Source organism: uncultured Campylobacter sp. (genome assembly GCF_938018035.1).
Lineage (GTDB): Bacteria > Campylobacterota > Campylobacteria > Campylobacterales > Campylobacteraceae > Campylobacter_B.
In genome coordinates, this window is record NZ_CALIJF010000150.1 from 25,752 (window position 1) to 38,744 (window position 12,993).

Annotated in this window: 13 protein-coding genes and 1 pseudogene; 4 read left to right on the plus strand and 10 right to left on the minus strand. The window is 47.2% G+C overall.

Annotation, left to right across the window (positions count from 1 at the left end; translation table 11 throughout):
* Positions 1-73 precede the first annotated feature (73 nt).
* Genes Q0257_RS04500 through Q0257_RS04510 form a run of 3 tightly spaced genes read left to right on the plus strand, consistent with a single transcriptional unit; the run spans position 74 to position 1,913 of the window.
* Positions 74-418 carry a hypothetical protein gene (locus tag Q0257_RS04500; protein ID WP_298022074.1) on the plus strand — a complete coding sequence of 115 codons (345 nt, stop codon included), beginning with the start codon at positions 74-76 and terminating at the stop codon, positions 416-418.
* 17 nt (positions 419-435) lie between these two features.
* The gene (locus Q0257_RS04505; RefSeq protein ID WP_298022076.1) at positions 436-1,611 is read left to right on the plus strand and encodes a peptidase M50; all 1,176 of its coding nucleotides are present in this window, start codon (positions 436-438) and stop codon (positions 1,609-1,611) included.
* Entirely contained in the window at positions 1,608-1,913 is a 306-nt protein-coding gene (locus tag Q0257_RS04510) for a metal-sulfur cluster assembly factor (RefSeq protein WP_297879927.1), read from the plus strand. Before Q0257_RS04505 ends, Q0257_RS04510 begins: the two co-directional genes overlap by 4 nt.
* A gap of 337 nt (positions 1,914-2,250) precedes the next feature.
* Here Q0257_RS04510 and Q0257_RS04515 read toward each other — a convergent pair whose 3' ends face one another.
* The 8 genes from Q0257_RS04515 to Q0257_RS04550 all read right to left on the minus strand — a co-directional run bounded on the left by Q0257_RS04515 (position 2,251) and on the right by Q0257_RS04550 (position 9,683).
* Positions 2,251-2,442 (minus strand): hypothetical protein, encoded by a 192-nt coding sequence (locus tag Q0257_RS04515; protein ID WP_298022078.1) that lies wholly within the window; start codon positions 2,440-2,442, stop codon positions 2,251-2,253.
* 203 nt (positions 2,443-2,645) lie between these two features.
* Positions 2,646-4,088 carry a Ppx/GppA phosphatase family protein gene (locus tag Q0257_RS04520; RefSeq protein ID WP_298022081.1) on the minus strand — a complete coding sequence of 481 codons (1,443 nt, stop codon included), beginning with the start codon at positions 4,086-4,088 and terminating at the stop codon, positions 2,646-2,648.
* On the minus strand, positions 4,089-4,334 hold the full coding sequence (locus Q0257_RS04525; protein WP_005871264.1) for a YfhL family 4Fe-4S dicluster ferredoxin: 246 nt from the start codon (positions 4,332-4,334) through the stop codon (positions 4,089-4,091).
* Positions 4,335-4,383: 49 nt separating this feature from the next.
* Complete coding sequence (locus tag Q0257_RS04530) at positions 4,384-5,631, minus strand: HAMP domain-containing sensor histidine kinase (protein WP_298022084.1); 1,248 nt, start codon at positions 5,629-5,631, stop codon at positions 4,384-4,386.
* 38 nt (positions 5,632-5,669) lie between these two features.
* On the minus strand, positions 5,670-6,341 hold the full coding sequence (hsrA, locus tag Q0257_RS04535) for a homeostatic response regulator transcription factor HsrA (protein WP_005871260.1): 672 nt from the start codon (positions 6,339-6,341) through the stop codon (positions 5,670-5,672).
* A 76-nt stretch (positions 6,342-6,417) separates the two neighbouring features.
* Positions 6,418-6,735 (minus strand): dihydroneopterin aldolase, encoded by a 318-nt coding sequence (locus Q0257_RS04540; protein ID WP_298022086.1) that lies wholly within the window; start codon positions 6,733-6,735, stop codon positions 6,418-6,420.
* Entirely contained in the window at positions 6,732-7,346 is a 615-nt protein-coding gene (gene plsY / locus Q0257_RS04545; RefSeq protein WP_298022098.1) for a glycerol-3-phosphate 1-O-acyltransferase PlsY, read from the minus strand. The genes Q0257_RS04540 and plsY overlap by 4 nt, the downstream gene beginning before the upstream one ends.
* Before the next feature lie 51 nt (positions 7,347-7,397).
* Positions 7,398-9,683: a DUF87 domain-containing protein gene (locus Q0257_RS04550; RefSeq protein ID WP_298022087.1), complete on the minus strand. Its 2,286-nt coding sequence runs from the start codon at positions 9,681-9,683 to the stop codon at positions 7,398-7,400.
* A gap of 94 nt (positions 9,684-9,777) precedes the next feature.
* Here Q0257_RS04550 and Q0257_RS04555 point away from each other — a divergent pair, with 94 nt between their 5' ends.
* Positions 9,778-10,701: a methylenetetrahydrofolate reductase gene (locus Q0257_RS04555; protein ID WP_298022090.1), complete on the plus strand. Its 924-nt coding sequence runs from the start codon at positions 9,778-9,780 to the stop codon at positions 10,699-10,701.
* Between the two features lie 957 nt (positions 10,702-11,658).
* Here the strand turns inward: Q0257_RS04555 and Q0257_RS04560 are convergent.
* Complete coding sequence (locus Q0257_RS04560; RefSeq protein WP_298022092.1) at positions 11,659-12,657, minus strand: beta-ketoacyl-ACP synthase III; 999 nt, start codon at positions 12,655-12,657, stop codon at positions 11,659-11,661.
* Positions 12,654-12,993: pseudogene (locus Q0257_RS04565) on the minus strand (phosphate acyltransferase); the annotation flags it as partial. The pseudogene Q0257_RS04565 and the gene Q0257_RS04560, both read right to left, overlap by 4 nt.

Below are 12,993 nucleotides of genomic sequence, written 5' to 3' on the forward strand. Positions count from 1 at the left end.
GACTTGATCTGCCTCATTTCAAAATTTTAAAATTTGCTATATAATCGCGCGAAATTTTAAAAAAGGATCAAGTATGGATTTTTTCACAGACTGGCAGGAGTTTGACGCAGCGGGCGCTACGGTGAAATTTTATAAAAAATCGCAAGGCGGCGTGGAGTACATCGGCTTTGATTCGCGCAAATGCGTCCCGCCCGAGCCGATGGTAAATGCGCTGGTGGCGTTAAATTTCGTAAAAGACGAAACCAAAAAGGTCGTCATGGTCAATCATAAATTCCCAATGGGACTGATCCCGAAGATCGAGTCTAAATTTGACATTGCCCGCGAGGATCTGGACGGCGACGCGGTCAAGCTCACCATCAGTCTAAAGCCCGGCGCGGTCAATGAGGGCTTCGACACCAACGCGAAGTGCCACGGCTAAAGGGCTTTAAAATTTAGATGAATATCACGACCTTTTCGCCGCCGTTTCGCATCGTAGGCGGCTATTTCATCTGCGGCTTTATCTTTTTGCTGTTAAGCGCGGCGAGCTTTTTAAAGGCCGATTTCGGCGCGATCCAAGCGCCGCAGACGGCGAGCTTTTTTCACGTATTTTTGCTGGGATTTGTAATCAGCATAATCATCGGAGCGCTCTATCAGCTCACCTCCGTCATCATCCAAAAGGAATTTTTCACCGTCAAATTTGCGTTTTTAAATCTACTCGCCTACGGCGCGAGCGTAGCGCTGCTAAGCGCGGGGTTGCTGCTTTCAAATATCGCATTATTGCACGCAGGCGGCGCCGTTTTGCTGCTTAGTCTATTTTATTTTACGATATGCTACGCACTAAGCTTCATCGGCACGCCCAAATGGAGCTTCCCCGCCGTAGCGCTTGCGATCTCGGCTGCGTTTTTGGCGGTAGGGATCAGCCTTGGCTTTGCGCTCGTGCTAGCGCTTAGCGGCGTGGAGATTTTCGGAGTGTATTTTTCAGAAATTTTATCCTATCACATATACTTCGTGCTGGGCTTTGTGTTTTTCGTTATCGTAGGTGCCGCGTGCGTGCTGCTGCCGATGTTTAGCTTGGCGCACGATCTAAGCTTCGCGCTAGCAAAAGCTTCGCTGGCGCTGTATCTGCTAGCGGGGCTGTTTTTACTAAAAGACTTTGGAATTTTTATCGCATTTGCCGCGCTTGCGAGCTTTGCGGCTCAGGCGATCTATATCCTAGCCAGGCGCGTGCGAAAAGCGATCGATTATTGGAATTTAAACGTCTATATCTCGCTGGCGGCTTTGGGATTTAGCGCGGCATTTTGGCTCGCGGATCGCGCGGATACGGCGGCGTTTTGGCTGCTATACGGCTTTTTGTTCGCCTTCATCGTCGCGCACCTTTATAAAATCGCGCCCTTTCTCATCTGGTACCACTACGTCTCGCCCTTCGTCGGCAAGCGCAAAATCCCTATGCTTGAGGATATGATAATCAAAAAGATCGCCTACGCAGCCTGCGTGCCGAACGTATTGGCGCTTGCGTGCGCGAGCTTTGGAGCGCTAACGCCTGCGGTGATCTTGCAAGCGGCAAGCATAATTTTGGTGCTAATCAACATCGTAAATATCTTTAACTACATCAAATTCGGAGAGGAAAAATGAAAGTAACGAAGGAGCAAATTTACGACGCGCTTCGCGCCGTGGTGGACCCTGAGGTGGGCTTTGACGTCGTGTCGCTGGGGCTCATCTACGACGTAGCGGTAGATGAGGCGAACAACGCCAAAGTCACGATGACGCTATCGACTCAGTCGTGCCCGCTGCATGAGATGATGGTAGAATGGGTGCGCGCAGGTGCCGAGAGCGTGGAAGGTATCGGCGAGGTGGAGATTGATCTCGTCTTTGAGCCGATGTGGAATATCGATATGGCGGAGGATCACGTCAAAGAGGCTCTGGGACGGTTTTAGGGCTCGCGCGAAGGATATTTGCGGATTGCCTAGAACGCCACACTCGTCGTCAGGCACTTCTACATATCGCCTCGGTCGTTGCGCGGATTGTCGGGGCGCTTTTCTGCGAATCGCCCGAAGCGCTGCGCGAGATACTGGAACGCCGCATGAAATCTCTTGGTACTGCACTAAATTCTGAAGCGATGCGTGATTACTGGGATATTGCACGAAATTTCGGAGCGCTGCGCAGATAGCTGGGCATTCTTGCTCTGGCGCGATTTCTCGTCGCCGTTTTAAATTTGAGCGATTTAAAATTTAACTCAATTAAATTTCGCGCCGCCGTTTGATTATCGCTTAGTTATAAATTTGCACGATCTAAAATTTGACCGCATAACCGCGATTTGGCGAGCGTCATCAAACGATTTGTGTTTGCAAAATACCGCGCGGCGCAATATTTTAAATTTAATCGCGCCGCCTGTGCCCCTGCCTGCATCTGGTTAGCTCGCCTGCTCTCCCGTCTGTGCGCTTGCTCGCCGACCCGCTCACCCATCTACTTTCCTTTTTTCCAAAACGCAAAACGCCGCCGTGCAGGGCGCGAATCGCAGCTTAAATTTAACCGCAAGAGCCGCGAATAGCGCTGCGAAATATTGTAAACCGCGCAATGAAATTTTAAAAAAGCATGAAATTTAAATCACTTTGTATAAGCGTGTAGCCAGAAAATCTCGCGGCAAGCGGTTAAATTTAAAGCTAAATTTAGACGAAATTTACGGCGAAAATTGCGGGCTTTGCGAGCTTTTTAAGGCTTCCTTTAAGCATTATCAAATTATCGGCGCCGGAGATTTTAAGAGTGGAATTTTCAAAGCTAAATTCTAAATTTTTCAGCGCGTTTTCGCTTAAGAGGCGCGCAAGCTCCAAAATATAGCTGAGCCACGCGAGCTTGCCTGCGTCAGGCAAAATCGCGCTCAAAGGCGCGAACGTAGCACCCAGCTCGCGCCTTCCGTGCATCGAGATGATCGCGGCTATGAGCGCCTTTTCTTTATGCGTCGTGCGGTAGTTCAGCCCGCCGAGCACCATATCCGCGCTGGTTTCGTGCTTGGCATAAAAGCCGATCGCCCGCCCGATCTCGCAAAGCGATGCTGCGGTCTGAAGAATTTTAATATATTTTTCGCTCAAGCCGTGTAGAGGCGATAGCGCGCAAAACAGCGCCTTTGCGAACTTCGGAGCCTCGCTGGGCTCGGAAGCGAAGCGATCTTTAAGGCTTCTTAGGCTCGGATTAAAGCCTCTAGGTAGGTTTGCGCCGCGCAGAATCGAGCTTAAAAACGCCCCCTCGCGCACTCCCACACCGCTGGTGATGATCTTTTTCGCCCCTAGGCGCCTTACGATCTTATCAAAGATGATGGCGCCCTCTCTTATCGTGTCGTAGCGGTCTTTTTTGATCGGGAATTTCGCCAAATCAAGCGTCTTTGCACTCATTAGCTTGGCAAAAAACGGCGCGTATTTTTCATAATCGTAGCTAAAATTATGCACGATCTTTAGCGGATGGTTTTGCAGGCTCATCACGGCGCCGGAGAGCGCTCGCGCAGAGCCGCCCATTACGATTAAATTTTGCGTGCGAAACTCGGTGCCTACCTGGGATATCGCACTATTTATGTATTTCTCCAGCCCCTTTGTGTCGCCGCGGTCGAAAAACAGCTCCTTTAACCGCACCGTGCCTAAATTTAGAGAAATTTTATTTTCTATCCTACCGTTTTTTATGTAAGCAAGCTCGGTCGAGCCGCCGCCAATATCTAGCGTAACACCCTCGGAAAAGTCGCTAAGCAAATTCTGCGCCGCATAGGCGCCCAGATACGCCTCCATCTGCCCGTCTATCTTGCGGATCGCAATGCCCGTTTGCTTGCGGATGAGATTTATAAACTCGGCTCCGTTTGGCGCATCGCGAAGCGCGGATGTACCGATGCAAAGCACGCGTTTGGCCTTGTAATTGCATACGAGGGTTTTAAATTTTTTAAACGCCAGCAGGCATTTTTGCATCGCTTCGGTGGTTAAAATTCCGCCGTTTTCATAAGCGCCCTCGCCTAGGCGGATCTTGATCTTGTGCTCTGCTAAGATAAAAAATCCGAGCCTACTCGTGCGCTCGAAAATCACGGCTCTGGCGGAATTTGAGCCCAGATCTATGACGGCGACGCGCTTGGGCATTTAAATTTCCATATGGACGTGTTTGTATTTCAGCTCGTCCGCCGTCTCGATATTATCGGGATCGGTGATGATGCACTCGACTGGGCAGACTACGATGCAAGCGGGCTCAGAGTAATCATCTACGCACTCGCAGCATCGATCGGCATCTATGATGTATATCGGCTCATCCTCAAAAATCGCTTCATTAGGGCATTCCTCGCGGCAAGCGTCGCAACTAATGCATTCTTTTGTAATCAACAATGACATATAATTTTACCTTACGAAAAAATTTATGGCGTTTATACCATAAAAAGCTTCATTTTGTTTTAAAATAGCGGAATTTCGGGCTATTTCTTAAATTTTTTAGCGGAAGTTTGAAAATCGCGACGATTAGCGAGCGCGCTTCATCGTTTTTAAGATCTACTTGCGCACCCATCGCTTGAGCGGCATTTTTGGCTAAAAATAGCCCGAGCCCGGCTCCGGGCTTGCCGCCGTAGCGCTTAAAAGGGGCGAAATAATCGATCTCTTCGTTAAGCGGCTCGCCTTTGTTTGCGACCCGCACGATGAAATTTCCATCCGAAATTTCGCTCTCGATCAGTACCTTTTCGCCGTCCGGAGAAAATTTTATGGCGTTTTGGATAAAATTTTGAATCACATGCATAAAGAGGCTTTTCTGCACCGAAATTTCAAGCTGTTCAGGCTTAAGATCCATCGTCAAGTCCTTGCCCGCCGTACGCGCTAAAATTTTAAAGCCTACGCATAGCTCCCGTAGATACGCGATCATATCGGTCTGCTCGGGCGCCTCAAACTGCGCCCCCTCCTGTCGCCCGATCTCTAGGATGGAGCTGATCATCTTATTCATATTATCGATCGAGTCGTTGTTATTTTTAAGCGCCTCGATATATTTCTCTCTCTCTCGCGGCTTGATGAGCGTGACTTCGTTTTTGGTTTTCATCACCGCTAGCGGGGTCTTAAGCTCATGCGCAATACCGATGAAAAGCTCTTTTTGATATAAAATAAAGGTTTCAATGCGCTCAAGCAGGCGGTTTATGCTGTTTGAAAGCATATTAAATTCGCTCGGGATTTCGGCCCCGTCGATCGGCTTTAGAAATTTTTCATCCACCGAAGCAAGCCTTTGACTGATCAGCTTAATCGGCATTAGTAGCATGCGCGAAAGAAACATCGCGTAAAACACCACCAAAAATATCATCGTCAAATTTACCAAAATGATGTCGATGAGTATTTGATTTACAATGTTTGCATAGACGCTCACGTCGGCTCGGATACTTAAAATTTTATCCTTACCATAAGGATAGTGCAGCTGTAAATAGCTCCTGCCGCCCTCGGAGCTTTCGATAAATTTAGGCTTATTGATACTTTCGTTTTCGATGATTTTGCTTTCGTATTCACCAGATGCGTCTTGTAAAAAAGATGAAATTTTCTCAGGCGGCACGGAGGCGTCTACGATTTTTTGTGCTCTTTGGATTAAATTTTGAACGGGAGTTTCGAAGATGGTAATTCTCATATAATTATAGAGCATTACCGAAAAAATGACAATTAGCATCAACGAAGCGGATGCTAATTGTATTACAAAGCGGACTCTTAGGCTTTTTGTGGAAAGCAAAATCTATATCCGCGTCTGCGAACGGTCTCGATCGTAGAGATATTTAGAGGCTTATCCATTTTCTGGCGAATTTGATTGATCGCGACTTCGATGACGTTTGGCGTAACAAGCTCAGGCTCCTCCCAGATAGCGTCTAGCAGCTGCTCTTTGCTTACGATCTGATCGCTATGGCGCGCAAGGTGGGTTAGCACCTCAAATGGCTTGCCCTTAAGCTCGATCTCTTGACCTAGATATGTGATCTTTTCCTCATCCGGATCAATGATTAGATCGTCGATCTTGATGATATTTGAGCCACCGAAGCGAAGTCTAGCCTCAAGGCGCGCTACTAAAACATCAAAATCGAAAGGTTTTTTGATAAAATCGTCCGCGCCCGCGCGAAGTGCTTTGATCTCGCTTTCTTTATCGTCTTTTGCAGATAGCACGACGACGGAGGTGCGCGCGGATTTTTGCTTAACCAATGCGATGAGATCGATGCCGTTGCCGTCAGCTAGCATCCAATCGGTTAGCACCAAATCATAATTTCTAATGCCGATATAATACTCTGCGTCCTTAAAACTCTCGGAAGTATCCGTCTGATAGCCGAACTCCATCAAGCCCTCCGCTATCGTCTTGTTTAAAGTCACCTCGTCCTCGACTATTAAAATTCTCATTTAATTTCCTTGCCTTAAAATTTTGCGGCGATTTTAACATATTTTAAGCAAAATTTCAAGATTTTTTAAAGAAATTTTAAAATTTTATCTCGATTTCCGCGCCGACATTTGCGTCTTGTAAAATTTCGGGCTTTAAAATTTTCATATAAAAATAATCCATCGATCGAAATTTTGAGTGAAACTCCTGCGCGAAGTATTTTAGCGCGTCCTCTACGAGGCGAAATTTTTTCTCGCGGAACTCCGCTTTGATATATTCGCAAACCCGCGCATAGTCGATAAATTCCTCCGCTCCGAACTTCGCCCACACCCAGACGCGCTGCTCGCGCTTGCGCTCAAAATCCAGCGTCCCGATTATCGTGCCAAATTCCAGCTTTTCGATTAAAATTTTAATCATACTACGCGCTTTTCCTCGCCCTTAAGCAGCCTGGCAATATTCGGCGCGTGTTTGTAAAATACGATGAAAACTATCAGAAAGATCGGCGCATGAGTGTTGATCGCGGGCATCTGCGGATGGATCACGTAGCTTGCTACGACTAGCGCAAGCGCCGCTGCAAGCGAGGCTACGGATGAAATTTTAACCGTCTTGCCGACCACGAACCAAACGGCAAGCGCAATAACAATCTCGATAGGAATAAAGCAAGCAAGCACGCCGGCTCCCGTCGCAATGCCCTTGCCGCCGTTAAATTTCAGATACGGGCTAAAGCAATGCCCAAGCACCGCAAAGACAGCCATGCTCCACAGCACGTTTTCATCAAAGCCCAAAGCACGCGCAATCAGTATCGGCAGGACGCCCTTTAGCGCGTCGCAGGCAACCGTGAGGATCGCGAGCTTTTTTGCTTTTTGCGGATCGCGAGTTTTTAAGACGCGAAGGACGTTGGTGGCGCCTATGGAACCACTGCCCTCGCTTTTGATATCCACGCCGCCTAGGTATCTGCCGATCAAAAGCCCAAAGGGGATCGCAGCGATCAGATACGCCGCGACGTAGCACCAAAAATTTGGCGCCATAATGATGCTAAGTAAAAATTCTAAAATTCCCGATTTTTTCATAAAATCCCTTTAACTCTTCCAAAGTAGCGAAATTTTCTCGTCGTAGATGTCCGTTTTCTTCGGCGAAATTTCTTTCGTTTCGAGTTTAATATTTTTCAGATCCAGGCTCTGTTTTAGCGCGTCCACTTCGGCCTCAAATTTCTGTGTGAGCACCTCCAGCTCCTCTTGCAGCGCGCTTAGGCTGTTTTCGGCATTTTTGGCTTCGCTTCGTTCATTTAAAATTTTATGCGCGCTCTTGGCGCCGCTGATCGCTTTAGAGATATTGCTAGCGCTGCGCGAGCGGCCTAAAAACGCGCCTAAGATCGCTCCGCCTATGTTTAGCGCGGCATCCACGCCGCGACTTAGCACGTCGCCTTTTTCCTTTTCATACTTTTCGCTAGCGCGCAAAATTTTATCCTCAAGGCGCGCCTTTTCTTTCTCAAATTTAGCCGTAATCTCATCAGTTTTAGCCTCTAGAGCTTCATTTGCCTTATCGCCTAGGCGCACGAAAAACTCCTCCCTGCTCTCGCCCGGTTTTGAGAGCAGATCAAGCGCGCTAAAAAGTTCTAACCTTTCGTTGCGGTAAAGCCACTCCTTAAAGCTTTTAAGCTGAGCGTTTAAATTTTTTGCTCCCGCGATGAAGCTAGGAAGCGCGCCGTAGAGCGAGCCCGCCTGCTCCTGTCCGCTTAAATTTGCAACCTCTCGCGTGCTAGCTTCATTCCAATCTATTTCGCCCCCGTCCGAAATCGAAAGCAAAAAGGAGCGCTGCTGCGTAAAATCGACTCCCTTGTCGCAAAATCGCATCTTTGCGCTTGCATACAGATACGGGCTTAGCTCAAGGCTCGCGCCGTAGCTGTAAAGCTGCGAAATTTCAGCAGAAACTACGGGCTTGGCGGCGCCGGCGGATTTAACGCCTTGCGCGGCGCCGGACGAAATTTCAGCCTTTTTGTCTTTCATTAAATTTGAAATTTGTTCGTTGCTTAAAGGACCCTTTAGATAGCTTAGCGCAAAGCGCGTCTCGATTACCCGCAGCACGTCCTCGTTGATGTTTTTTACCAAAAAATTTCGCTTTTTAAGGTTTGAAATTTTTTCCATAAGCACGCTTTTGTCGATCGGATTTGAGCCGATACCGCTTAAGCCGCTGATGACGCGCTCTTTATCCTGCGCGGTCTGCAAGCGCCCGATAAACCACGTACCGATGTTGCTAAGCCCCTTGTAATCGAGATCGACCGGGTTTTGCGTCGATAATACGCAGCCAAGACCGAATGCGCGAGCCTGCTTTAGCAGCGTAAGCATCGGGGTTTTGCTCGGCGGATTGCCGTTTGGCGGGAAGAAGCCGTAAATTTCATCCATATAAAGCACTGCGCGCAAGGAACTCGTGCCGCTGGTGGTGCGCATCCATTTGATCATCTCGCCCAAAAGTAGCGTGACGAAAAACATCCTCTCATCGTCGTTTAGATGCGCGATGGAAAATATATTCGCCCTTGCTTTACCGTTTTCATCAAAGAGCATCTTGGCGATATTTAGCCGCTCGCCCTCACACCAAAGCTTAAAACTCGGGCTTGCGATGAGTGCGTTAATCTTCATCGCAAGCGCCATTCGCTTATCGCTCGGAAAGAAGGTATTAACGTCGAAAACGCCAATTTTATCGAAAGGCGGATTGCCGATCTGCGCGATGAGATCCACCACGCTCACCCCCTCGCCTTTGTTAAAATGATAGGTTAAAATTTGGCTGATTAGTAAAAATTCCGGCGAGCTGAGATTATCGCTGCTAATCCCTGCGAGGCTTAGCACGCTAGTAGCGATACCGCCGACGTAGTTATTCAAATCCTCTTCGTTTAAGCCCTTCGGCGCTTCAAAGTCGCTTAGCAGGCTGATCCCAAGCCCTGCGCTTGATTTGGGCGTATAAATTCTAAAATCGGCGCTGTTTTTCAAAAGCTGTACTCGCGCCAGGTCTTGATATGAGCCCTCGATCCCTTCGCGCCAGGTATTTGCGGTCTGCTCGGCGAACTCGCGCACGCTAAGGCCTTTGTTTTGCGCCTCTGCCTCGTCGATATAGGGCTCAAAATCCTCAGCCCTCATCTGCGGAAAGGTAAGAGCCAAATTCGTTAAATCGCCCTTTGGATCGATGATGATGGATGGGATATTATCGATCGCGGCTTCCTCTAGCAGCGTGATGCCAAGTCCCGTTTTACCGCTGCCGGTCATTCCGATGATAAGCGCGTGGGTCGTCAGATCCTTGTTTTTATACAAAAACGGCTCGCCGTTTTCAAGCCCCAGATAAAAAAGCTTTAAATTTTCTTGAAGCGTTTTCATTGCGTTCCTTAAATTTGCAATTTGCTCGGCATTATATCATTTAAATTTTTAAATTTAAATTTGCTAAAATGTGCGAAAAATCAAGGAATGGCAAGTGTTAAAAGAAAAAATTAGAAACGGAAAAAGCGGAATTTTGCTCTACGGCATCGTTCCGCCTAAAATCACGTCCTCTCAAGACGAGCTCGAGCACCTGGGTACGGCGTGGTCACAACGCCTAAGCGAATGCGAATGCGACGGCATCGTCATCTACGATCTACAAGATGAAAGCGCACGCACGAAAGATGAGCGGACCTTTCCTTTTGTGCATACAATCGATCCTGCGCGCTATTACACGCAGTATCTACACACCGATAAAGAAGCGATCATCTACCGCGCGGTAGGCAAATATGATGAAGCGGAATTTTGCGAAATTCTAAGGCATGCCGCAAGCGGACTGGGCGTTTTCGTGGGGGCGAGCTCTAAAAACGAAGAATGCAAACTGCATCTAAGCCACGCCTATGAGATCAAGCGACTCGTGGCGCCGCATCTTTGTCTAGGCGGCATCTGCATACCCGAGCGCCACGAAAAGAGCCGCGACGAGCACCTAAAAATCGCGGAGAAGACTGCGGACGGGTGCGAATTTTTTATCACTCAGGCGGTTTATAATGTGCAAAATGCCAAAGATTTCATCGACGATTACGCCGCTTTGGAGTGCAAAAAGGTGCCGATAATCTTTACTTTTACGCCGTGCGGTAGCCTAAAGACGCTTGAGTTTATGAAATGGCTTGGCATCTCGGTGCCAGATTTTTTGCAGCAACGGCTGCAAAGCAGCGTCGATATCTTACAAAGTTCAACAGCGCTGTGCGCGGAGATGTTTGATTTCATCTATAAATACGCCCTCGCAAAAGGCGTAAGCGTAGGCGCAAACGTCGAGAGCGTAAGCACCCGCCGCGTCGAAATCGAAGCCTCGCTCAGCTTACTAAAAGAGATCAGAAAAATTATCCTTAAGCACGAGAATTTGGGATTTTACGTTATTTAAAATTTAAATCGGGTACACGAGCAACACTCTAGATAGTCCAAGCTAACGGAGGAATTTTAGATAATTTCGGATCACTTTCTAAAAAATAATCGAAATTTTATCCGAATGGAATTTGAACTTAAAATTTATAAAAAATTGTCTTAATAATATGCTTTAATACCTGTCGTCCGTAACTGTGAGATGATATTTCGTGCTAAAATTTTCAATACTTGCAATGGCATTGAGCTAGACCTACCATCAAAACCTATAAACCGCTGTAGCTTTCGCACTAAAACTAAACGCATTGACCGTTTAAGTCTGCAGCTGACGCGACCGCACCTTCCGGCTTGCCGCTGGATAATTTTAATATCCTATCCTTTTTTAGAGCATATTGTATAGCGGAGAGATGGGATAACTGGAGGTTTTAACGAACCCGATATAGATACGACGCTCCTGTACTCATGACATAGCGTCCCTTATTGTTCCATTCGTAGTATTTGATTTAAATTTACCAGCGTTTATGCTAAATTTCAAATCTAAGGCAATTTGATGCTTGCTGTTATGAGCGTTTTGGTATTTGAATTTTATTCTACAGCCTATGTGTAGGTCATTTAAAAGATCCACATACGCCGCCCGTAAAAATACTTACCGAGCTTTGCAGCTATAAAAGCCATTAATGCAGAATCGGCTGAAATTAACGCCCATTTAAGCTATCGAATATTTGATTTCTTTTGTATTTGAAAAGCCCATCGTCAAAAGCGATAGGCGCTCAAACTAATGTCGTTTTATAATCTCGCACAGAAAACCAATACTCAAACTACGCAATATTATAATATGCTTTCAATCGCAAATGCTTCATTTTAAAATTTTGAAACCTAGCTCAGAATAAATATAAATTTAAAATTAGTTTTGTAAATAAGCTTGGAATTTTAACTCTTAAATATGGCGAAATTCAAAGATAATGAAAGTTCAAAGGCGCTAGTTTATGCTCTTACCGCCGAATTTCAAAAGCGCGCTGCCCCACGTAAAGCCGCCGCCGAACGCATCCAAAAGCATAAGCGAGCCGTTTTCGAGCCTGCCGCTCTCGTAAGCGTCATTTATCGCCATCGGGATTGACGCCGAGCTCGTGTTACCGTATTTACCGATCGTAAGCACGCACTGCTCATCGCTAAATTCCAGTCTAGCCTTGACAGCCTCGATAATGCGTAAATTTGCCTGATGCGGGATGAAAAGATCGACCTGCTCGGGCAAAATTTTATTTTTCGCCAAAATCTCCACGACGTCGTTACTAAGCGTCGGTACCGCGATTTTAAAGACCTCGCGCCCCGCCATCTGCATGAAGCCCAGCTTTTCATCGATGATTTTTTGGCTGAGTGGATTGACACTACCCGGGGCTGCGGTGATTAGAAGATCGCCCTTGCTGCCGTCGCTAGCAGTATGAACGTCGATGATTTCGTTATCGTCGCGTGCCGCGATAACCGCAGCGCCTGCGCCGTCGCCGAAGAGTATGCACGTAGCGCGGTCGCTCCAATCGACTATTGAGCTGAGTTTTTCCGTGCCGATTATCAACACGTGTTTTTTAGCGCCGCTTTCGATGAGAGATTTTGCAAGCTCTAAAAGATAGATGAAGCCCGTACAGGCGGCATTTATATCAAACGCCGTGATGCCGAAGTTTAAACCCAGTTTATCCGCGATGACGCACGCGGTCGAGGGCATGCAGAAATAATCGGGCGAGATCGTGGCGCAGATTATCGCATCGATCTCGTTTTTTTGCAAACCGCTACGCTCGATCGCAAGCGCTGCAGCCTTCATGCCCAAATCGCTAGTGGTCTCGCCCTTTGCTATGCGGCGCTCATGAATGCCTGTGCGCTTGACAATCCATTCATCAGTCGTTTCAACCATTTTTTCAAGATCGAAATTAGTTAAAATTTGACTCGGCGCGTATGCTGCGATCGAGATCATCGAGGCTTTTTTCATTTTTGCTCGTTTGAAGAAATTTCGCTTTCTATCGCGGAGTTGATTTTAGAATCTGCAAATTTAAGCGCTTGAAAGATCGCGTTTTTAACGGCTTTCGGAGTGCTTTTGCCATGGCTTATGATGACGCATTCTTTGACGCCTAAAAGCGGCGCACCGCCGTATTCATCGTAATCTGTGCTTTTTTTGATTATCTTAAAAACGCGCTTCATCAAGATGGAGCCAGCGATGGCGATCGGGGATTTTTTCGTTTCGTTTTTAATAAGTTTGCCGATAGCGCTTGCGACACCTTCGCTGGATTTTAGCATAATGTTGCCGATAAATCCATCGCACACGACC